We start from the raw sequence: 20,407 nt of genomic DNA, 5'->3' as shown, positions 1-20,407 counted from the left end.
CCACAGTTTTGGGGGAGTATTAACTATGGCTGATGTTGCACTACCTGGTTCAATCGAACCGGCCGCCGGTAAGGGGCCTAAGCTCGACGGGGCCGTCAATCCACTTCAAGGGATCATTTATCTCGGCGTGATCGCAGCAGCGCTGCTGTTCGTCGCCTACAGCATCTATTCCGATGTCGATGCGACCGGCACCCACGTCACGTCCTATATGCCTTATCTGCTGTTGATCGTCGCGCTGTTGATCGCGCTCGGTTTCGAATTCGTCAACGGCTTCCACGATACCGCCAACGCCGTCGCCACCGTGATCTATACCCGCTCGATGCCCGCCAACATCGCGGTGGTGTGGTCGGGCATGTTCAATCTGTTCGGCGTGCTGCTCTCCAGCGGCGCCGTCGCCTTCGGCATCGTTTCGTTGTTGCCGGTCGAACTGATCCTGCAAGTTGGCTCCAGCGCCGGCTTCGCCATGGTGTTCGCGCTGCTGATCGCGGCGATCATCTGGAATGTCGGCACCTGGTATTTGGGCCTGCCGGCGTCGAGTTCGCACACCTTGATCGGTTCGATCATGGGTGTCGGTATCACCAACGCGCTGCTGCGCGGCCGTAGCGGCACTTCCGGTGTGGATTGGTCGCAGGCCGCCGGCATCGGCAAGGCGCTGTTGCTGTCGCCCCTGTTCGGCTTCGCCTTGGCGGCATGCCTGCTCTTCGTCCTCAAGACCGTGCTGGCCAAGGTCACCCCGGCGCTGTTCGGCGAACCCAAGGGCGACCAGCCGCCGCCGTGGTGGATCCGCGGCATCCTGATCCTCACCTGCACGCTGGTGAGCTTCTTCCACGGCTCGAACGACGGTCAGAAGGGCATGGGCCTGATCATGCTGATCCTGATCGGCACCGTGCCGACCGCCTACGCGCTCAACCGGGCCCTCCCGGACAGCCAGATCGCGTCCTTCACCGCGAATTCGACCGCCGCCAGCCAGATCATCAAGGGCAAAGCGTCCGGTTACAGCGTCATCGGCAATCCGCGGCCGGCCGTGACCAATTACGTCGCCGAGCACCAGATCAACGAGGGCACCTATCCCTCGCTGGCGGTTCTCGTCGAGGATATCGGCAAGCAGGTCGCGCAATACGGATCGTTCTCCAAGGTGCCCTCCGACCTCGTCGGCAACACCCGTAACGATATGTACCTTGCCTCCGAAGCGCTTCGCTTCCTGATGAAGGACAAGGAAGCCGAGCTCAGCACCGATCAAGTGTCGACGCTCAACGCCTATAAAGGCTCGCTCGACAGCGCCACCAAGTTCATCCCGTATTGGGTGAAGATCGCGGTGGCTATCGCGCTCGGCCTCGGCACCATGATCGGCTGGAAGCGCATCGTCGTGACGGTTGGTGAGAAGATCGGCAAGACCCATCTCACCTACGCACAAGGCGCCTGCGCTGAAATCACCGCGGCGCTGACGATCGCTGCGGCCGACGGTTACGGCCTGCCGGTATCGACCACCCACGTGCTGTCGTCCGGCATCGCCGGCTCGATGGCGGCGAACGGGTCGGGACTGCAATGGTCGACCATCCGCAACATCGCGCTTGCGTGGGTGCTGACCCTGCCGGCAGCGATGATCCTGTCGGGCGTCCTGTATCTGATCTTCTCCAGGCTGTTCTGATCCGGCAGTCTACGTACCAACAACAAAGGCCCGCGCCATCCGCGCGGGCCTTTTTCGACGAGCATGATCCGGAAAAGTGGATACCGGTTTTCCCTCGGGACAAACGCGAAGCGTCTGCCCGGAGATCATGCTCAAGTAAATAGAGAGCGCGTGGCGCTAACGCCGGGGCAGTGTCGTTACGTTTGGAGAACCAGCACCAGCGTAGCTCCGCGTCAGGCCGGTGGAATGCCTTCCGCTTCGCGGCGAACCGACGTCATTCCAACTTCCAGTTCCGGTACCCGATAAATCAGCGGCTGATGCGGCAGCGGCGGCAGTTCGATTTCAATCGCATCGCCCGGCCGCACGTCGCCGCCTCGCAGAACGACGCTCATGACGCCTGCCTTGCGCACCAGGCCGGTCGGTTTCTTCTCGACCAAGTGCTTGAGCAGTCCGGGTTGAAAATCCTCGATCTGGTGGCACGGATTGCGCAGGCCGGTGAGTTCGATCAGCGCCTCCGAACCCAGTCGAAGACGGGTACCTGTCGGCAGGCCGAGCAGGTCGACATGCCTTGTCGAGATGTTCTCGCCCAATTCGCCGGGGCAAACGGCGTGTCCCTTCCCGGCGACCTCGTCCAACAACTCCGCCTGGATCAGATGGACTTGCCGCAGGTTCGGGTGCTGGCCAAATCGCCTGATATGGTAGAGGTGCTGATCGGTGGCGCCGGCGTGCGCGTCACCCTCAACGCCGACGTTTTCGATCAGCCGGATCGCGTCTTGCGGCACCTTGCTGAAGGCGTGCTTGCCGCTGATCTGCACGCCGACGACCTTGGGGAGACGATCTATGTCAGCCATCGCGTTTCAACCTCGAACGAGGACGCGGTAACGCGCCCCCTCGACGGCTTGCCCTGCAAATTCGACGCCAAGCGCCGCCGCAGCAGCCTCACGCCGCCAGCGTGTTCTCGACCAGCTTGACCCAATAGGAGGTGCCGAACACGATCGCCTCGTCGTCGAAATTATAGGCAGGATGATGCAGTCCGGCGCTGTTGCCGTTACCGCAGAAGATGAACGCGCCCGGCCGCGCCTCCAGCATGTAGGAAAAATCCTCCGCCCCCATCATCGGCGGCATTTCGTGGACATTGCCGTCGCCGGCGATTTCCTTCGCGACCTTGGTCGCGATATCGGTCTGCGAGGCATGATTGACCGTAACGGGATAGCCGCGCTCGTAGACCAGGTCGATCTTGGCGCCGGTCATCTGCGCCACACCGGCGACCACCTCGCGCACCCGCTTCTCGACCAGTCCCCGGACCTCGGCGGTCAGGGTTCGGACGGTGCCGCGAAGCTCGGCGGTTTGCGGGATGACATTGCGGGCGTTGCCGGCGTGGAATTCGCATATCGACAGCACCGCGGAATCGAGCGGATCGATGGTGCGCGACACGATCGATTGCAGTCCGGTGATCAGTTGCGCGCCGACCAGAATGGAATCGATGCATTTATGCGGACGCGCCGCGTGGCCGCCGTGCCCTTCGATCCTGATATCGATGGCGTCGGTCGCGGCCATCAGCGGACCGCTGCGGATCGCAAACGATCCGACGGGAAGTCCCGGGCCATTGTGCATGCCATAGACCTGCTCGATGCCGAAACGGTCCATCAGGCCGTCCTTGATCATCGCGGCGGCGCCCGCGCCGCCCTCCTCCGCCGGCTGGAAGATCACCACCGCATCGCCGGCGAAATTCCGCGTCTCGGCGAGATAGCGCGCGGCTCCCAGCAGCATCGCGGTGTGCCCATCATGGCCGCAGGCGTGCATCAAGCCCGGGTTCTTGGAGGCGTAAGGCAGGTCGGTCGCTTCCACGATCGGAAGCGCATCCATGTCGGCGCGAAGCCCGATCACCTTGAGGTCGCCCTCGCCCGCGGGCTTGCGGCCCTTGATGACGCCAACCACGCCGGTGCGGCCGAGGCCGGTGGCGACTTCGTCGCAACCGAACTCCCGCAACCGTTCGGCGACAAAGGCCGCGGTGCGATGCACGTCATAGAGCAATTCGGGATGCTGATGGATGTCCCGGCGCCAGGCCTGGATATCCGGTTGCAGATCGGCGACACGATTGATGATGGGCATGAGCGGTCTCGGTGAGGGCCAACTGTGACCTTCTGTGTAGCACGCGGCTCCGCCCGGCCCAACACTCGGCGGCGCGGGGCAGTGTCTCGATTTGAATTGCCGTTATGGAATGCAACTGCCCGTTCGCTTTGATGACGAAGGAGGCACGCGCGAAAGCCGGTTGAGGTGAGCAAGGCAATCCCGCCGCTCTTGACGATTGACGCCTTATGTAACATATGAAGTTACATGAAGCGTGACAGCAGATTATCGGGCGTGCTCCACGTCCTGCTCCACATGGCCGAGCACAGCGGTCCAGCGACATCAGAGGTGCTGGCGAAAGCGATGAGCACAAATCCGGTCGTGATCCGACGGATCATGGCCGGCTTGCGTGAGCAGGGATATGTGCGATCCGAAAAGGGCCATGGCGGCGGATGGACGCTGGCGCGGGATCTGGCGGAGATAACGCTACGCGATATCTACGATGCGCTTGGCCGCCCTTCGCTGCTGGCCATGGGCAATCGAACCGAGGCGCCGGGCTGTCTGGTGGAACAGGCGGTGAATACGGCCCTCGACAAGGCGTTTCACGACGCGGAGGCACTGCTGCTCGCCCGCCTTGGCGAAGTCACACTCGCCGCGTTGAGCGCCGATTTCCACGCACGCCTGACCGCCCGCTCAGGCTCACTCACTACCGAGTTCGATCATGCCTGAAAATAGCGCTCAATATTTTTTCAAGGCGTTCTCCGATCCCGAGTCCGTCGCCCGCTACACCGATGGCCCGCGGCGCTTTGTGCCGGGTCTTGCCGACCTGCACCGCATGACCGCTATCCTGCTGGCGGAGCACGCGCAGCAAAACGCAAGGGTGCTGGTCCTGGGCGCGGGCGGCGGGCTTGAATTGAAGGCGTTGGCGGAAGCGCATCCGGATTGGACCTTCGTCGGGGTCGATCCGTCCGAACAGATGCTGGGCCTCGCCGCGCGCACGCTTGGACCGCTCGGCGCGCGCGTGGAGCTTATCCAGGGCTATATCGATGACGCCCCGCCGGGACCGTTCGACGCAGCGACCTGCCTGCTGACGCTGCATTTTCTCGATGCGGCCGAGCGAAGGCGGACCGCAGCCGGCATTCTACGCCGGCTCAAACCGGGTGCGCCGTTCGTGGCCGCCCATGGCAGCTTTCCGCAACAGCATGCGGAGCGGGGGCTGTGGATGTCGCGCTACGCCGCCTTCGCAATCGACTCGGGCGTCGATCCCGAACTGGCGAACAAGGGCCGGGCCGCGGTCGAGGCGAATGTGCACATGTTCAGCCCTGAGCAGGACGAGGCGATCCTCCGCGATGCGGGCTTTCCGGATGTCAGCCTGTTCTATGCCGCGTTCACCTGGCGCGGCTGGATCGCCCACGCTTGACGGCCGGCGAAAATATCAGCGATGTCCCAGAACAGGGGTCAGCCATGTCTCCGGGTTACACCCTTGTCCCGGCCATCCACGTCCGACTAATAGAGCCCGAGCAAGAAAACGTGGATGCCCGGCATCAAGCCGGACATGACGGCGATGTTCAATCGGGTGGAATCCAGGAATGGCGAAGCGGCTGCAAGGTGATTTCGACTACATCGTCGTCGGCGCGGGTACCGCCGGCTGCATCGTCGCCAACCGGCTGTCGGCCAATCCGAAAAACCGCGTGCTGATCCTGGAGGCCGGCGGCAACGACAACTGGATCTGGTTCCACATCCCGGTCGGCTATCTGTTCGCGATCGGCAATCCGCGCTCGGACTGGATGTTTCGAACCGAGCCGGAAGCGGGCCTGAACGGCCGCTCGCTGGCCTATCCGCGCGGCAAAGTGATCGGCGGCTCCTCCGCGATCAACGCCATGATCTCGATGCGCGGGCAAGCCGCCGATTACGACCATTGGCGCCAGCTCGGGCTGACCGGCTGGGGCTATGACGATGTGCTGCCGGCATTCAAGCGGCTGGAGGATCATTTTCTGGGAGCCAGCGAGCATCACGGCGCCGGCGGCGGCTGGCGCGTCGAAGCGCCGCGGCTGTCCTGGGCGGTGCTGGACGCGGTCGAACAGGCCGCGGAGCAAATGGGAATCAGGAAAACGCCTGACTTCAATACCGGCGACAATGAAGGCGTCGGCTATTTCCACGTCAACCAGAAGCGCGGCCGCCGCTGGTCTTCCGCGCGCGGATTTCTCAAGCCGGTCTTGAACCGTGCCAATCTGCGGCTGGAAAAAAACGTGCTGGTCGATCGGCTGATCATCGAGAACGGTCGCGCGGTCGGCGTGCGCTTCATGCAAGGCGGTGAAATCGTCGAGGCCCGCGCCAACAACGAAGTGATCCTGTGCGCCGGCGCGATCGGCTCGGTTCAGGTGCTGCATCGCTCCGGCATCGGCCCCGCGGACTGGCTCAAGCCACTCGGGATCGAAACCGTGCTCGACCGCCAGGGCGTCGGGCGCAATTTGCAGGACCATCTGCAGCAGCGCGCGATTTACAAGGTCGAGGGCATCCGCACCCTCAACGAGACGTATTATTCGCTGGTCGGGCGCGGACTGATGGGCCTCGACTACGCCTTCCGCCGCCGCGGTCCGCTGACCATGGCGCCGTCGCAACTCGGCATTTTTACCAGGTCCGACCCGCGCCGCGAACGCGCCAACATCCAGTTCCACGTGCAGCCCTTGTCGCTCGACAAGTTCGGCGATCCCCTGCATCGGTTTCCCGCTATCACCGTCAGCGCCTGCAACCTGCAACCAACCTCGCGCGGCACCGTGCGAGTTCGCTCCGGCGAGCCCGACCAGGCGCCGTCGATCGCGCCGAATTATCTGGCCACCGACGACGACCGCGAGGTCGCAGCCGATGCGATCCGCACCACGCGACGGCTGATGAAGCAGACAGCGCTCGCGCCCTATCACCCGAGCGAATTCCTGCCCGGCCCGTCGGTCGGCGATGACGATGCCTCATTGGCAAAAGCCGCCGGCGATATCGGCACTACGATCTTTCACCCGGTCGGCACCGCCAAGATGGGCAGCGCCAGCGACGCGATGGCAGTGGTCGACGAGCGCCTGCGCTTTCACGGGCTTTCGGCCTTGCGTGTGATCGACGCCTCGGTGATGCCGACGATCACTTCCGGCAATACCAACACCCCGACCGCGATGATCGCGGAAAAGGGCGCGGCGATGATCCTGGAAGATGGCCGATAGGTTGTTCAAGGCGCTCGCTGCATTTTTACGCTTTCGAGCTTCCTGAAACACGATCCCGGCCTTGAACAGGCCAAGCCGACATCGCCACGTCGATCATTTGATCGAGCATGCTCCCGTCAGCGCCGGCTTGCGGGAAGTTCAATAGGGCCTGCAGCACGCCGAGATAGTGCCACGCCATCGCATCGATATTGGTATCTTCAGCCAACTCGCCCGCCGTCACGCCTTCACGCAGTAGGCCGGCGACCATCTGATGTTGCCGCGCCATGCCTGCTAGCGCTGCGGCCTGTGCATCCTCGGACAGCGCTGGGATATCGGCACAGCTTCGCGCGATCAGGCAGCCCGCTGGCTTGGGTGCTTTCCCCGGCAAGAAAGAGCGCAGCAACGCTTTCATTCGAAGGCGCGGGGTGTCGGCTTTGACGGAATTCATGCGGCGCAAGAGACGCTCCGTGTAGGCGGCAAGCGCTTCCCGGAACAAACCGTCCTTGTCGTTGAATCGCTGGTAGAGACTGGAGCGCGACAAACCCACGGCCTCCGTCAGGTCACTGATGGCGGCGGCCGTATACCCCTGACGCCGGAACACCTCGATTGCCGCCGCGATCACTTCGGCTTCGTCAAACTGCGGCTTTCCGCTCATGAAACTTCCCCTTGACATAATGGAACGATCGTTCCAAATATGTTGGACCGATTGTTCCAACATATAGGACGGGACCAGACGATGTCCAAAAAAATCGAACCGACCTCGGGAAAACCCCGGATTGCGATAGCTGGCGCGACAGGCCGTGTCGGGTCGACGCTGACCAGCCTTCTCGCCTCCGATCCCGTCGATGTCGTCGCACTGACCCGCCGGCCGGATGCAGCTCGATTGCCCGAGGGAGTGACCGCCGCCGCGGTTGATTTCGACAATCCGAAGACGATTGCCGATGCGTTGCGCGGAGCGGATCGGCTGTTCGTCTCCCACGGATCTTCGCTTCAACAAGTCGCCAACGAGATCGCCTTGATCGACAGCGCGGTTGCCGCCGGCGTCAAACACATCACCAAACTCTCTTCGATAGGGCCCGCAACCCGATTGTATCCCCTCGCTTGGCACACGGAGATCGAAGCGCATTTATCCCGTCAGCCGATCGCATCGAGCGTTTTGCGGCCTTCGGCATTTGCCGACATCCTCAGCCGGCGAGCTGGAGGTCAGGTCTCGACCGGCTCGTGGACGGGTGCGGCGGGCGAAGGGCGGGTGAATTTCATCGACACGCGCGACGTCGCCGCCGCTGCACGCGTTGCGTTGCTCGAAGACGTCTATCCGGATTCGCAACGGGTCTATCACCTGACCGGGCCACGTGCCTGGACCATGCCGCAGATTGCAGAAGAGCTGTCGAATTTGCTTGGTCATCCCGTCGTCTACAAAAGCCGGACGCTGGACCAAGAGCGCACCGCACTGCTCGCTGCTGGCCTCTCGCCGTTCGTCACTGACCTCTTCGTCGGCCTGGACCAGATGTTCCGCGATTCCGCGCTTGGAGAGACCACCTCGACGTTCGAGGAATTGACCGGCAAGCCTCCGCGAACGCTGCAGCAATGGCTTAGCGAAAATATCGAAGTCTTTCGAAAATAAGGCCGCGGCCAGCGACTCGGCTGCTGCGCTCGATCGTGCTCCAAAGCGCCGGTTCAGGCCCCGGCGCTCGCCAGCATTTGCGAATAAGGCAACAGTCCCGTCCGGGAATGGCAGTTGAAATATTCAAACGGCGGATTGTTCTCTTCGACAATGAAGATCTCGTTATAGGTCCGCAGTTGAAGCTGGTCCTGATATTTGCGCCGCGCCGCCATCGCACGGGTGTAGATGGCAAGATGGCTTGGGTGGTCCTTGGCCCATGATTCCAGGTGGGCCAGCGACACGAACGCGCCAAGCGAGTAGGCCTCGGCCAATTCGTCGCCCGTACCGCTGACGCAATTGACCTGGCGAAGCGCGAAACAGCCAGTATCGCGCGGGTTGTTTCGCAAATAATCCATCCCGGCATCCAGCGCCGGCTTGATGCGCTCTTGATAATCCTTCAGTTGCTCGCCTGCGCAGTGTTCCCAGGAGACGCCGGAGCGGATCACGGCCATGTTCTTCGGCGGTTGAATCTTTCGGTAGGGAATTTTCGATCCATCCGCCACCGGCTCCGAGGCCGCGACCGCCGGTTCGAACAGATCATACCCCGCAGCGGGGATCCGATCGCGCGCCGCCCCCCAATAGCCGGTTCCTTCGGTGGTGGTGAAGCCCGATACCGGGCAGCCGGAAAACCCGCGCAAAAACTCCTTGAACGCGATCGTTTCCATATAGTCGGCGTCAACCGCGACCGGCTCCCACCACAATCCGACCGACGAACGGGCGCTTACGCGCGCGCGCCATTCGGCGACCGCCGGAAGTTTCGACCAGACCGCGAAATCCCCAGCCTTCAGCCAATACAGCGCGGCGACGCGATTGAGATAGCCCTGCGGGTCGGCGAAGCCGGCAAAGTCGGCATAGACGGGCGCCTGATCGCCGCCTGCGGCCAGCAGCCCGGCGAATTCAGCTTCGCGCAACGCCTCCGCATCGGTTGCCTGGACACCCAGGAAAAGCACGGCGACCTTGTCCTGCTGCGGCAGAATCGCGGAATATCGTGGAATCGGCGCCTTGTGACCTTCCGGCCGCCGCAGGGGGAAGATACGGACCGGGCAGCCGTCTTGGTCAGCGCGAGCTTGGCCGGTGCGAACTTGGTCGCCGCGAGCCTGGTCAGTGCGTGGCGGCACGTCGAGCTCGCCGCGAAGTTCACCCATGAAAGGCTCCCCGTATTCCGTCCGCCGTTGGCCGAGGGCGCGCAGCCTTGATTCATCGCCGCGACTTCCCAAGCGGCGATGAGGCTAGCATGACGGGCCGTTGGCTCAAGGGTCGCGGAATAAAAATGATGCCGTTTCGAGCCCGGATGAGCCGGGAGCGATGCAAAAAAATGCCGTCCCTTTTGACAGGGACGGCAAGACGCTACGCCATACTTACAAGTTTCTTGCAGTTGCTTGTTATTAATTATGGCCGTGGTGCTCGGCGTGATGACGGCTCGCCTCGGCATGGTGTTCTTCGGCGTGGCTGGCATGGCCGTGGGCGCTGTGGGCGTGATGCGCGGCCTTCTCGTGATCGCCGGCTTCGTGATGCTTAGCGGCTTCGCGGTGATGCTTGGCGGCGTGCTCGTGATGTTCGGCGGCCTTGTGATGATGGTCGACGGCGTGCTCGCTCATGTTCTCTCCCGGGGTGACGGTTGAAGTCCGGCTGATTTACAGAGATCGCCTGACGTTATGCTGACGGCGGCAAGACAAGTTTGTTGCACTTGAGCGCTACTTTTCCGGATCATGCCCCGGGGGTCACGAAATCGTCATCCCGGCCGCGCCGGCTTTTTCGCTTCATCCGAAAATTTCCGGGAATAAACCCCGCTTTCGCCGATCACGTCCCTGCAACCCAATGAAGGGTCCATGGAGACTGGCGATGAGCACCTTCGATCACGACCACCACGATGACAGCTCAAACACGGACCCGCGCGTCAGCCGCCGCCGGGTACTGGAATGCATGACCTGGGCCGGCACCGGCGTGCTGTGGACGGTTTCCGGCGGCGTGCCGCGCTCGCTCGGGCTTGTCGGTTCGGCGATGGCGGCCGAGCCCGCCGGCATGACCTTTCTGCAGATCAGCGACAGCCATGTCGGGTTCGACAAGCCGGCCAATCCCAATGCGCTCGGAACGCTCGAGGAGGCGATCGCCAAGATCAAGACCATGCCGATCAAGCCTGCCTTCATGATCCACACCGGCGATATCAGCCATCTGTCGAAGGCCTCCGAGTTCGACGACGCCGAACGTATCATCTCGCAGGCCAAGCTCGACGTGCATTACGTGCCGGGCGAACACGATTTCCTCGATGAGGAGATCAAGTTTTACAAGGATCGCTACGGCAAGGGCACCAAGGGCGCCGGCTATCATTCGTTCGACGCCAGCGGCGTGCACTTCATCGGCCTCGTCAATGTCGTCGACCTCAAGGCCGGCGGTCTCGGCAATCTCGGCGCCGAGCAGCTCGCATGGCTGGAACAGGACCTCAAGGGACGTTCGAAATCGACCCCGATCGTGGTGTTCGCGCATATCCCGCTGTGGACGGTCTATCCGGAATGGGGCTGGGGCACCGAGGATGGCGCCCGCGCACTCGACTACCTCAAGGGATTCGGCTCGGTCACGGTGCTCAACGGCCACATCCACCAGGTGATGCAGAAGGTCGAAGGCAACGTCACCTTCCACACCGCGCGCTCGACCGCTTTCCCGCAGCCGGCGCCGGGCACCGCGCCCTCGCCCGGGCCGATGAAAGTCGCCGACGACAAGCTGCGCGGCCTGCTCGGTGTCGCCAGCATCAACTTCAAGCGCAACGATCAACCGCTCGCGATCATCGACACCCCGCTGCAAGGTTGATGAAAGCGAGACTGAGGAAAACAAGACTGACGAAAAAACCGCCAAAGGAATCTTACGATGATATCGGCAACTTTCCGCAAGCACGGCGTTCGCATCGCGATCGCCGCCGCCCTCTCGCTGTACCTCGGCGGCGCTCACGCCGCGGAAACCAAGGTCACGATCGACAATTTTACCTTCACGCCGGCTCAACTGAATCTGAAGGTCGGCGACACCGTTACCTGGACCAACCATGACGACATTCCGCATACCGTGGTCTCCGCTGGCAAATTCAGGTCGAAGGCGATGGATACCGACGGCACCTTCTCGTTTACCTTCACCGCGGCCGGCGACTACCAGTATTTTTGCTCGCTGCACCCGCACATGACCGGGATGATCAAGGTTGAATAGCGGCCAAAACCAAGGCATCACACCTATGCCCGGCCGGTGGATCGAAGCCGGCCGGGCATACGCATCTCCAGCAACAGCCGGGCAACAGGCGATGCCGATCGATACCTCGGGCGACGATCCCAGAAAGGCGCAGCGCTTTCGCGATGCCGCGCTGCCGTATCTCGACGACGTCTACACGCTTGCGCGTTATTTGCTGCGCAACGCCGACGATGCCGACGACGCCGTGCAGGAATGTTACCTGCGGGCGCTGAAACATTTCGACAGCTATCGCGGACCCGCGATGAAGCCCTGGCTGTTCGCGATCCTGCGCAACGTCTGCCGCGCCGAATATGCGCGCCGCGCGGGTGCGCCGACCACCGACATCGACGCGCTACCCGACGACGCGGCACAAACGCCGTTGTGGCACGAAGCGCAGGAGACGCCGGAGACCCAGATATTGCGCCAGCGCGACGCCTCGGCGGTGCAGCAACTGGTCGCCGCCCTCGCCGAACCGTTCCGGGAGACCTTCGTGCTGCGTGAAATTCACAATCTTTCTTATCGCGAAATCGCCGACATCGTCGCAGCCCCGGTCGGCACCGTGATGTCCCGCCTCGCGCGCGCCCGCGCCATGCTGCGATCGGCATGGACGGCGGGAGAGGAGCAAAAGACATGACCTGCGACGAGGCCGAGATCCTTCTTCACGCATTGATCGACGGCGAGCTCGATGCCGGGCACAGCCGCGACGTCGAGGCGCATGTCGCGGGATGTCCGCGCTGCGCGGCGGCACTGGCCGACTATCGCGAGATGAGCAAGGCCATCGCCGGCGCCAATCTGCGCTATCGCGCACCGCTCGAGCTTCGCCGGCGCATCGAGGCGTCGTTGCCGCAGGCACAACCGCAAACATCGGCGCCGAGCCGCCGCTCGGTGATCAGGGGCTTTGCGATGGGATCGGCGGTGTCGGCGCTGGCGGCGACCGGCCTCGTCGCCATCGTGCTGCGCAACGACGACGAACAGCGCCTGCTGTCGGAGGTCGTCACCGCGCACCTGCGCTCGCTGCAGGCCGGCCATCTGATCGACGTGGTCTCGACCGACCAGCACACTGTAAAACCGTGGTTCAACGGCAAACTCGACGTCTCGCCGCCGGTGATCGATCTCACCACGCAAGGTTTTACGCTGATCGGCGGCCGGCTCGATTATGTCGATGCCAGGGCGATCGGCGCCGTGGTCTATCGCCGGCGCCAGCACGTCATCAATTTGTTCGTCGCCCAGACCGCCAACACCGAACGCCGCCCGGCCAAGATGGAAACCATGCAGGGCTTCAATGTCCGGCGCTGGAGCGAGCAAGGCATAAACTTCTGGGCCGTCAGCGACATCGGCCCCGACGAACTCGCCGAATTCGGCGACAAGTTCGAGGCTGCGTTGCGGACCAGCAGCTAACGCGTTGCCTGCTGAATCGAGCGACGCCGCGCCATTCCTTCGCCTTTATTTTAGATTGCTATGTTCGTCGTTCACAACCACGAACTCCGACAGATTATAACAAGATTATTATAGAAGCTTAATTCTAAAGCGCTGATTTGCTCACTCCGGCGAGCGGATACTGCCGATGGAAATGCATTGTAGCGACCCACCGTTCATCGGGCTGTTCGGCCGCGCAATTTAAGATAACCGCTTTGCGGTTTCTGATTTTTTTGAGGTCATCAAAACTCTCCAACATGGAGTTGCCAGATGCACGCCATCGTATTGGTTCCCAATGAGCGTTTGGATGTGCTTTGGCTCGATGGCAAATTCGAGATGAACCATACCACCTGGAACAATATCGTCGGACATTGGCCCGACTACCCCGCGGTCGGGCAGTTCGACAACCTTGGAGGGATTTTCACAACGCCGCCGGTGGCGGTGCCGCTCGGCGAAAATCGCCTGGATGTCTTTGGCCTGGGAACGGACTACGCGGTCTACCACAAGACCTTTCAAGCCAATGCCACAGGCGCGGGGACCTGGACACCCAATTGGGAAAATCTCGGCGGCAATTTCATGAGCACGCCCGCCGTCGCGTCCACCGGGCCTGATCGGATCGACATCTTCGCCCTCGGCATCGACCAGGGCATGGTCCACAAGGCCTGGAACGGCACCGCCTGGGACACCAATTGGGAGGAATTGGGCGGATGCTTCGCGAGCCCGCCGATGCTCGTCGCCGGAACCGCCGGAGCCTATGACGTGTTCGGCCGTGGGCTCGACTACATGATCTATCATCTCGCCTACAAGCCCGGCGCTTCCAGCCATTGGAACATCGTTGGCGGTCCACTGCTTGGCGCGCCCGTTGCTGCCTCCGCGCCGGCTGCCATTCGTGTCCGAAACTCGCTCTATTTATTTGTCGCGGGCAGTGACGGCGCGATGTGGATGACCCTCTTCGACGGCAAGATCTGGCGACCATGGTCGTCACTCGGTCCGGCCAGCAAACCCTCCGTCAACGGCAAAACGCCTGCCATCACTTTTGCTTCGGAGCCGGTCCCAGCCGCCTTCTTTCCCCGCATCGACATCGCCGGACCGCCCATTGGAGGCTCGATCCCGGTCGAACAGAGAACCAGCTTGATTGCGACGATCGGTAGCCCGGGCAATTTGCGCATCGACGTCTTCGCCGTGGGGTCGGACCGCGCGCTCTGGCACAATTGGATGGACGCTAACGGTTGGCGGACGAATTGGGAGTCGCTCGGCGGCATCCTCGGTTCGGCACCGGCCATTGTCGCCAACAGTGTAAGCAAAGTCCCTGAGGCGCCGCCGCCGGTTCGCTTCAGCGTGCTCGAGCCGGGCTTCAACGAAATGATGCGGCCCAAGATCTTCGACGGAACCAGCTGGAGTTATCCGTGGAATTTCGGCCCGTTGTTCTCGATGCCCAACGCCTTCGTCTTTGACATTGCCGAGGTCAATATTCTCTCACTTCGTTCGAACGGTAGCCTCGGCCAGAGCGATACCGATTACGCTACCGTTAGCCTCGCAGTCGGCAAATGGCCGCTGATGACCAAGCAGTATGCCATGGGCGATGTCGGTACCGGCACTCATGAGCTCAACGAAGCGGTAAACACAGGACTTGTTCCCATTGAACTCTGTGAACCCGTGGTCTTCTTTTATATCATCAACAATCAGGGACATTCCGACACCAATGGCACCGTCGCCGGCGCCATCGCCAAAGGCACGGAGGATTGGGTCAACGATCTCTTTAAGCAGCTTGTAAATCCCGATACCACGGCTGTACTGGCGGGGGCGGGTATTACGGTCGTGACGGCCGTTGGCGGCGGTCCCGTCCTGATCGGAAGTCTCATTGGCGCAGCGGTGGCGGCCATCCTCGATGAAACGCTCAGCCTCGCTTTCGCCAACTGCGACGGCCCCGTAGCCAGCGGCACGTTGACCTATCTCAATGGCCGCGCTTTGCAGCAGCAAATGCGCGCCACGACGCATCACCACCTCACCGGCGCCATTAACTCGCCCGGAACCGACTCCCCGAGCGGCTGCGGCGGCAATTCAAACTACACCGTCACCTGGACAATCGATGGACAGTAGCTCTGCAGCGTCTGTTCGGCCGCATCTCGAACGATGGTGTTCATCGTCCCATAGTTCCAGAGGCGCGCAAAAGCGCGCTGCTAACCATGAAGCATCAAGCTTGGGGTGGTCAGAATCGACCGCGCGCTTACGCCGACTTGCGCACCGCGTTGTCGACCAGCGTCTTGCCGAGTGACCAGATCGCGCCGGGCACCTTGTGGCTGGAGGCGATCACCTCATCGAACGCTTTCTCGATCCAGCTGCAATCCTGCTCGGTGATGGTCAGCGGCGGCAACAGCTTGATGGTGTGGCTGCCGTGGCCGGAGACCTGGGTCAGGATCTTGTGATCCTTGAACAGCGGCACCGTGATGAGCTGGCAGAACAAGCCCTTGTTGGCGCTCTCCAGCACGTTCCAGGATGCCTTCAGCCGCAACGATTTTGGCGGGCCGAACTCGATGCCGATCATCAGGCCCTTGCCGCGAACCTCCTTGAGCAGCTCATAGCCCGGAACCATCCGGGTCAGCGCCAGCCGAAGTTCGGCTCCGCGCTTGGCGGAGGCCTCGATCAGTTTTTCCGACTTGATCACTTCAAGGGTCGCGATCCCCGCCGCCATCGCCAGATCGTTCTTGGCGAAGGTCGAGCCGTGAACGACGGCGCGGTCCATTCGATTGAAGATCTTGTCGAAGATGCTCTTGCGGGTCAGCAACGCGCCGACCGGAACGTGGCCGCCCGACAGCGCCTTGGCGAGCAGCACCATGTCGGGTTCGACATTCCAATGCTCGACCGCGAGGAACCTGCCGGTGCGGCCGATACCGGTCTGGATTTCGTCGGCGATGAACAGCGTACCGTATTTCTTGCAGAGCGCGGCTGCGCCCGGCAGGAATTCATCGGTGGGCATATTGACGCCCTTGCCCTGGATCGGCTCGACAATGAAGGCCGCGACCTGGCGCGATGACAGCGCCTGCTCGAGGGCCGCCAGATCGTTAAAAGGGATCGGCGTGCACCCCGGCAGCAGCGGCTCGAAGCCGCCACGGAAGTTGGCATCGTCGGTCAGCGACAATGCGCCGTAGGACAGGCCGTGAAAGGCATGGGCGCAGTAGACGATGCCCGGCCGGTCGGTGGCGCCGCGTGCGAATTTGATCGCAGCTTCGACACATTCGGCGCCCGAATTCGCAAAAAAGACTTTATCCAGATAGGGGACATATTCCAGCAGGCGTTCGGCCAATACGCCCGCCAGCGTCGATACGTCCAGTTGCACCAGATTGGGCAGGTCGCTATCGAGGACGCTCTTCAAGGCCTCGCGCAGGGCGGGATGATTGCGGCCAATCGCAAAAACGCCAAACCCGCTCAGTAGATCGAGATAACGGGCATCGTCGCGATCGTACAGATACTGACCCTGGCCCTTCTGAAAACCGACGTCGTAACCGATCGTTTTAAGGACCCTTACGAGTTGTTCGTTAAGATGGCGGGTATGCATGGAACTGCGCTGCGACTGGCGGTCCACAAACATCTCGGAAACGTCTAGATTCGGATATAACATCAGCTACATACTTCGATTGATGGTCATTTCGTCAACTGAAAACACTCAATGCGGCGTTTTGCCCCTCGATTTCGACCATCCTAGATAAGCATAGGTTTAAAACCATGTTGCACTGCCCCCGACACATCAAGCGTACCGTAACATATTCCGCAATATTTTTGGCAACAGCCCTTGCGCCGGCTTTTGCCGCTGATCCGACCGGAGATTGGCGGGTACAGGATGGCGTAGCTAACATCCGCGTCGCCGAATGCAATGGAAGCATGTGGGGCGTGGTGGCCTGGGAGAAAATCTCCGGCGGCCACGATAGCAACAATCCCGATGCCTCAAAACAGAACAGACTGACCTTGGGGATGCCGATTCTGCTCGACATGAAGAAAACGGCGGGCGTCGATCAGTGGGAAGGCCAAGTTTATAACGCCAAGGACGGCCAAACTTACAGTTCCACGATCAGGCCCACCGGTCCCGACCAGCTTGAGATCAAGGGCTGCGTGCTGGGCTTCCTGTGCGGCGGCGAAACCTGGAGCCGGGTAGCGCCCTCGATCCCGTCCAGCCCGGTCAACAGCATGGCGAAAGGTGGACCAAAGACCACCAGCGCATTGCCTAAAACCGGTGCATCTGCAACGGCTTCGCCCACCCCCAAGCCAGCTTCGGTCAACACTCCCGCGGCAAAAATGGCCGGCCCAAAGGTCGCTACATCAGGACATCCGTCCGACCCGGTTGGCGATATCTGCCTACTCCCCGACATCGCGCGGTTTGCCCATTAACGCGGGCTGGAACAACAACACCGCGGCCAAGGTCGTGACCAGCGAGAGCGCCAGCAACTTACCCATGCTGGCGGTGCCGGGATGACTCGATAGCCACAGGCTGCCGAACGCCGTGGCCGTCGTCAGCGCGCTGAAAAATATTGCGCGTGTCAGGCTCGATTGCAGCAGATTTGTTCTGCCGGCACGCCACGCCGTGACGTAATAGATCTTGAATGCCACACCGACGCCAAGCAGCAATGGCAGCGCGATGATGTTGGCGAAGTTGAGCGGCAACCCGATCAGCACGCAGATTTCCAGTGTCACGGCGCCCGCCACCAACAGCGGTACCAAGGTCAGCAGCACATCGACGATCCGCCGCAGCGCCAACCAGAGCAACAGGCTGATCACGATCAGCGCGCAAATGCCGGCCTGGATGAAGGCCCTGACGACGGTTTCACCCGATTTGAGAATCGAAATCGGGCCGCCGATCGCGGTCGGTTCAGCATCCAGCACAACGCCTGCGAATTTGCGCAGCGTGTCATTATCGTTGGGGTCACCGCGCGGCAGCGCCTCGACGCGTTGCAGGCCGTCCTTGGTTTTCCAGGAATTCACCAGGTCGGCGGGCAGCGTCCGCAAGGTGACCGGCTGGGCCTGCAGTAGGCCCTTGAGCTGACCGAGTACGATCTTCAGCGGCACGACAAAGATGGCCTGGGCGTTCTCGCGCGTGGCCGGATTGGACTCCGCCAGCTTGGAAAGCGCATCGGCCAGCCGCCGCGACGCCACCGCGCCGGGCCCCTTGGCGTCACCGGCAGTCTTGCGCAGATTTTCCACCGTGCTCTTCAAGGCATCGACATTCTCGGCGTCGGAGGGCGCCGCATCGATCGAATCCGGATTGAGCGCGGGATTGAGAACCTTGGCGCCTTCGGCGATCAGCTTCAGTTTGGCCGGCTGGTCTTCCGGCACAAAACTCTCCAGCGACCGTACCTCGAGGACTTCCGGAATCTTCTCCAGTCTGGCCTGGATTTTCCTGGCGTCGTCATCCGAATTCGTCATCACGTCGATGGCGTTGGCGCCGGTGTTGGGGTCTTTTCGCAGGTCGAGAAAGGTCGCGATCGACTCGGCCTTCGGGCTGCGCAGATTGATCGGGTTGAAGTCGAATCTCAGGAAGTACAGCAGCGGCAGACCGGCCACCGCCACCAGGATTGTGCCGACGATAATGATCACCCGATGCTTTTCGAGGAAGTGATCGAGCGGCGCCAGGAAGGCGTAGCCAACCGCCTCCTTTTCACCGGGCGGATTAAGCAGTCGCAGCAACGCCGGTAGCACCGTGATGCTGCTCAGGAAAGCCACCAGCATGCCGACGCCGGCGATCTCGCCGAGCTCCGAGACACCTTTGTAGTCGGTCGGCAGGAACGAGAGGAAGCCGGACGCCGTTGCCATCGCGGCGAGCGACAGCGGGACCGCAACATATTCAGCGGCCTTTTCCAGCGCCAATTGCAGATTGTCGCTCTTGAAACGTTCCGAGCGGTAGCGGACGCTGAACTGAATGCCGAAGTCGACGCCAAGTCCGACGAACAGAACGGCGAACGCGACCGACAGCAGGTTGAACGAACCCACCATGGCGAGGCCGGCGGCCGTGGTGATCGACAGCCCGATGAACAGGTTGACGAACACCGCGAAGATGATCTTGGAGGAATGCAGCGCCATCCAGAGGATCAACAGCACCACCAGCACGGTGCCGATGCCGTTGACGGCGGCGCCGTCCTGTACGGTAGCGAATTCTTCGTCGGACATCGGCACTGGTCCGGTCAGCCGCACGCGCGCGTGATATTTCCCGGCGAAGTCGAGATCCTTCGCGGCCTGCCGGATCGCGTCGGAGGAATCCTTGCCGGGCTCCAGCGCGTTAAAGTCGAGGATCGGCTTGAATTCGATGAAGGCGCGCAAATCCGAATCCGCCAGAGGCTTGTCGCTGGTGAGTTGGCGCCAGGAGAAGGTCGCGGTGCCGTTCTTGAGGACGTCTTCCACGGTCTGCGCGATGTAGCTGAACGGCCGCGCGGTGCTGTCGAGGGCGACCTGGCCACGCTTGACGCCGGAAAGCCCAGTTTCAAGCGCGCCGGTCAGGCCGCGGATCGAGGGATCGCCGGCCATGATCTCGATCAGGGGGGCTGCCGAGGTAAACTGGCCGGTCAGTTCATTCACCTCCGCCTGGGGCAAATACAGCAGCCCATTTTTTTCAAAAAACTCGCCGGAGCCGAGCGGTTGCACGGACGAAAAATGCTTGGTGTCGCCGGTTAGCTTCTGCGCCAGCGCGGCGCTGGCCGCGCTCGTCAGCTCCGGCGTCGGGGAATCCACCACCGCGAGGATCGTGCTGTCACGATCGAACGCCTTATCGAACTGGTTGTCGCGCTTGCGCCAATCGAGCTTGTTCGAAATCAGCGTGTTGATGTCAGTATTGATCTCGAAATTCTGGGCGGTGTAGTAGCCCCCGGCGATCGCCAAGAGGAGTGCGACAAGAACCGTAACAGAGGCAAACCGCGTACAAGCTTTAACGACCGATACGACAATACTTGTCAGCACATCTAATCTTTCTAATGTAGGGGTTCCACGGGAACGCCGCTGTCTAGCGGAGTTCGCCCCGTCGATCTAACATTTGTTTTGGGTGTTTTCTTTCAGAGCACGGACAAACAAATAACGCAAAACTTGCCCAAATGGTGCCCTCAGAGCGGTATAATTCGGATCCGCCTGCCGTAAAGTGACGAACAAGTGAGGATTCCATAACTTCCCGCCACGGCGGTTATAATATACCGCATTATAGTACCGCCATAGCTAGGCCGATCCGTTAACGATCCGCCTTTCCTATCTGATGCTTTT

General features: G+C 61.7%; 18 protein-coding genes. 12 read left to right on the top strand and 6 right to left on the bottom strand.

All coding sequences use genetic code 11. From position 1 onward, the window contains the following. Nucleotides 1-25 precede the first annotated feature (25 nt). Nucleotides 26-1,648 carry an inorganic phosphate transporter gene (locus GSQ88_RS21090; RefSeq protein WP_159009681.1) on the top strand — a complete coding sequence of 541 codons (1,623 nt, stop codon included), beginning with the start codon at nucleotides 26-28 and terminating at the stop codon, nucleotides 1,646-1,648. A gap of 212 nt (nucleotides 1,649-1,860) precedes the next feature. Here GSQ88_RS21090 and GSQ88_RS21085 read toward each other — a convergent pair whose 3' ends face one another. Both GSQ88_RS21085 and GSQ88_RS21080 read right to left on the bottom strand, forming a co-directional pair. Continuing rightward, nucleotides 1,861-2,478, bottom strand: coding sequence for an MOSC domain-containing protein (locus GSQ88_RS21085; RefSeq protein ID WP_159009680.1), 618 nt, complete (start codon nucleotides 2,476-2,478; stop codon nucleotides 1,861-1,863). A gap of 88 nt (nucleotides 2,479-2,566) precedes the next feature. Beyond that, the gene (locus tag GSQ88_RS21080; protein ID WP_159009679.1) at nucleotides 2,567-3,739 is read right to left on the bottom strand and encodes a M20 aminoacylase family protein; all 1,173 of its coding nucleotides are present in this window, start codon (nucleotides 3,737-3,739) and stop codon (nucleotides 2,567-2,569) included. Nucleotides 3,740-3,964: 225 nt separating this feature from the next. On the opposite strand from GSQ88_RS21080, the gene GSQ88_RS21075 reads away from it, so the two are divergent. From GSQ88_RS21075 to GSQ88_RS21065, 3 genes are all read left to right on the top strand, one after another. Next, nucleotides 3,965-4,426, top strand: a complete 462-nt coding sequence (locus GSQ88_RS21075) for an Rrf2 family transcriptional regulator (protein WP_159009678.1) — start codon at nucleotides 3,965-3,967, stop codon at nucleotides 4,424-4,426. Beyond that, a complete protein-coding gene (locus tag GSQ88_RS21070; protein WP_159009677.1) occupies nucleotides 4,419-5,117 on the top strand; it encodes a class I SAM-dependent methyltransferase in 699 nt (232 codons plus the stop codon). The genes GSQ88_RS21075 and GSQ88_RS21070 overlap by 8 nt, the downstream gene beginning before the upstream one ends. Before the next feature lie 169 nt (nucleotides 5,118-5,286). Next, the gene (locus tag GSQ88_RS21065; protein ID WP_159009676.1) at nucleotides 5,287-6,906 is read left to right on the top strand and encodes a GMC family oxidoreductase; all 1,620 of its coding nucleotides are present in this window, start codon (nucleotides 5,287-5,289) and stop codon (nucleotides 6,904-6,906) included. A gap of 25 nt (nucleotides 6,907-6,931) precedes the next feature. Here GSQ88_RS21065 and GSQ88_RS21060 read toward each other — a convergent pair whose 3' ends face one another. Next, the gene (locus GSQ88_RS21060) at nucleotides 6,932-7,540 is read right to left on the bottom strand and encodes a TetR/AcrR family transcriptional regulator (protein ID WP_159009675.1); all 609 of its coding nucleotides are present in this window, start codon (nucleotides 7,538-7,540) and stop codon (nucleotides 6,932-6,934) included. Nucleotides 7,541-7,579: 39 nt separating this feature from the next. Between GSQ88_RS21060 and GSQ88_RS21055 the strand changes: the two genes are divergently transcribed. Further along, nucleotides 7,580-8,509 (top strand): NmrA family NAD(P)-binding protein, encoded by a 930-nt coding sequence (locus GSQ88_RS21055; protein ID WP_349628231.1) that lies wholly within the window; start codon nucleotides 7,580-7,582, stop codon nucleotides 8,507-8,509. Between the two features lie 53 nt (nucleotides 8,510-8,562). Here GSQ88_RS21055 and GSQ88_RS21050 read toward each other — a convergent pair whose 3' ends face one another. Then, nucleotides 8,563-9,693, bottom strand: coding sequence for a phenylacetaldoxime dehydratase family protein (locus GSQ88_RS21050; protein WP_159009673.1), 1,131 nt, complete (start codon nucleotides 9,691-9,693; stop codon nucleotides 8,563-8,565). A 246-nt stretch (nucleotides 9,694-9,939) separates the two neighbouring features. On the opposite strand from GSQ88_RS21050, the gene GSQ88_RS21045 reads away from it, so the two are divergent. From GSQ88_RS21045 to GSQ88_RS21020, 6 genes are all read left to right on the top strand, one after another. Then, complete coding sequence (locus GSQ88_RS21045; protein WP_159009672.1) at nucleotides 9,940-10,170, top strand: hypothetical protein; 231 nt, start codon at nucleotides 9,940-9,942, stop codon at nucleotides 10,168-10,170. A 220-nt stretch (nucleotides 10,171-10,390) separates the two neighbouring features. Continuing rightward, nucleotides 10,391-11,353, top strand: coding sequence for a metallophosphoesterase family protein (locus GSQ88_RS21040; protein ID WP_159009671.1), 963 nt, complete (start codon nucleotides 10,391-10,393; stop codon nucleotides 11,351-11,353). Nucleotides 11,354-11,410: 57 nt separating this feature from the next. Further along, nucleotides 11,411-11,740, top strand: a complete 330-nt coding sequence (locus GSQ88_RS21035) for a cupredoxin domain-containing protein (protein ID WP_159009670.1) — start codon at nucleotides 11,411-11,413, stop codon at nucleotides 11,738-11,740. 91 nt (nucleotides 11,741-11,831) lie between these two features. Continuing rightward, entirely contained in the window at nucleotides 11,832-12,392 is a 561-nt protein-coding gene (locus GSQ88_RS21030; RefSeq protein WP_159009669.1) for a sigma-70 family RNA polymerase sigma factor, read from the top strand. Beyond that, nucleotides 12,389-13,156, top strand: a complete 768-nt coding sequence (locus GSQ88_RS21025; RefSeq protein ID WP_159009668.1) for an anti-sigma factor family protein — start codon at nucleotides 12,389-12,391, stop codon at nucleotides 13,154-13,156. The genes GSQ88_RS21030 and GSQ88_RS21025 overlap by 4 nt, the downstream gene beginning before the upstream one ends. 288 nt (nucleotides 13,157-13,444) lie before the next feature. Further along, the gene (locus GSQ88_RS21020; protein WP_159009667.1) at nucleotides 13,445-15,274 is read left to right on the top strand and encodes a DUF8189 domain-containing protein; all 1,830 of its coding nucleotides are present in this window, start codon (nucleotides 13,445-13,447) and stop codon (nucleotides 15,272-15,274) included. A 127-nt stretch (nucleotides 15,275-15,401) separates the two neighbouring features. On the opposite strand, the gene hpnO is transcribed toward GSQ88_RS21020, so the two are convergent. Further along, the gene (gene hpnO / locus GSQ88_RS21015; protein ID WP_159009666.1) at nucleotides 15,402-16,793 is read right to left on the bottom strand and encodes an aminobacteriohopanetriol synthase HpnO; all 1,392 of its coding nucleotides are present in this window, start codon (nucleotides 16,791-16,793) and stop codon (nucleotides 15,402-15,404) included. A 104-nt stretch (nucleotides 16,794-16,897) separates the two neighbouring features. Between hpnO and GSQ88_RS21010 the strand changes: the two genes are divergently transcribed. Continuing rightward, nucleotides 16,898-17,557, top strand: coding sequence for a DUF2147 domain-containing protein (locus GSQ88_RS21010; RefSeq protein ID WP_159009665.1), 660 nt, complete (start codon nucleotides 16,898-16,900; stop codon nucleotides 17,555-17,557). Here GSQ88_RS21010 and hpnN read toward each other — a convergent pair. After that, nucleotides 17,525-20,113, bottom strand: coding sequence for a hopanoid transporter HpnN (gene hpnN, locus GSQ88_RS21005; protein WP_159009664.1), 2,589 nt, complete (start codon nucleotides 20,111-20,113; stop codon nucleotides 17,525-17,527). The genes GSQ88_RS21010 and hpnN overlap by 33 nt on opposite strands. Nucleotides 20,114-20,407 lie beyond the last annotated feature (294 nt).

Origin of the sequence: Bradyrhizobium sp. S69, from assembly GCF_009766005.1 — a bacterium.
GTDB lineage: Bacteria > Pseudomonadota > Alphaproteobacteria > Rhizobiales > Xanthobacteraceae > Bradyrhizobium.
This window is presented reverse-complemented; position numbering and strand designations above follow the sequence as displayed.

Bases quoted from the DNA above. Each gene is read 5' to 3' on its own strand.
- GSQ88_RS21055 (WP_349628231.1), top strand. From the start codon at position 7,580: ATGTTGGACCGATTGTTCCAACATATAGGACGGGACCAGACGATGTCC.
- GSQ88_RS21075 (WP_159009678.1), top strand. From the start codon at position 3,965: ATGAAGCGTGACAGCAGATTATCGGGCGTGCTCCACGTCCTGCTCCAC.
- GSQ88_RS21070 (WP_159009677.1), top strand. From the start codon at position 4,419: ATGCCTGAAAATAGCGCTCAATATTTTTTCAAGGCGTTCTCCGATCCC.
- GSQ88_RS21050 (WP_159009673.1), bottom strand. From the start codon at position 9,693: ATGGGTGAACTTCGCGGCGAGCTCGACGTGCCGCCACGCACTGACCAG.
- GSQ88_RS21090 (WP_159009681.1), top strand. From the start codon at position 26: ATGGCTGATGTTGCACTACCTGGTTCAATCGAACCGGCCGCCGGTAAG.
- GSQ88_RS21035 (WP_159009670.1), top strand. From the start codon at position 11,411: ATGATATCGGCAACTTTCCGCAAGCACGGCGTTCGCATCGCGATCGCC.
- GSQ88_RS21040 (WP_159009671.1), top strand. From the start codon at position 10,391: ATGAGCACCTTCGATCACGACCACCACGATGACAGCTCAAACACGGAC.
- GSQ88_RS21010 (WP_159009665.1), top strand. From the start codon at position 16,898: ATGTTGCACTGCCCCCGACACATCAAGCGTACCGTAACATATTCCGCA.
- hpnO (WP_159009666.1), bottom strand. From the start codon at position 16,793: ATGTTATATCCGAATCTAGACGTTTCCGAGATGTTTGTGGACCGCCAG.
- GSQ88_RS21085 (WP_159009680.1), bottom strand. From the start codon at position 2,478: ATGGCTGACATAGATCGTCTCCCCAAGGTCGTCGGCGTGCAGATCAGC.
- GSQ88_RS21030 (WP_159009669.1), top strand. From the start codon at position 11,832: ATGCCGATCGATACCTCGGGCGACGATCCCAGAAAGGCGCAGCGCTTT.
- GSQ88_RS21065 (WP_159009676.1), top strand. From the start codon at position 5,287: ATGGCGAAGCGGCTGCAAGGTGATTTCGACTACATCGTCGTCGGCGCG.
- GSQ88_RS21020 (WP_159009667.1), top strand. From the start codon at position 13,445: ATGCACGCCATCGTATTGGTTCCCAATGAGCGTTTGGATGTGCTTTGG.
- GSQ88_RS21045 (WP_159009672.1), top strand. From the start codon at position 9,940: ATGGCCGTGGTGCTCGGCGTGATGACGGCTCGCCTCGGCATGGTGTTC.
- GSQ88_RS21060 (WP_159009675.1), bottom strand. From the start codon at position 7,540: ATGAGCGGAAAGCCGCAGTTTGACGAAGCCGAAGTGATCGCGGCGGCA.
- GSQ88_RS21080 (WP_159009679.1), bottom strand. From the start codon at position 3,739: ATGCCCATCATCAATCGTGTCGCCGATCTGCAACCGGATATCCAGGCC.
- GSQ88_RS21025 (WP_159009668.1), top strand. From the start codon at position 12,389: ATGACCTGCGACGAGGCCGAGATCCTTCTTCACGCATTGATCGACGGC.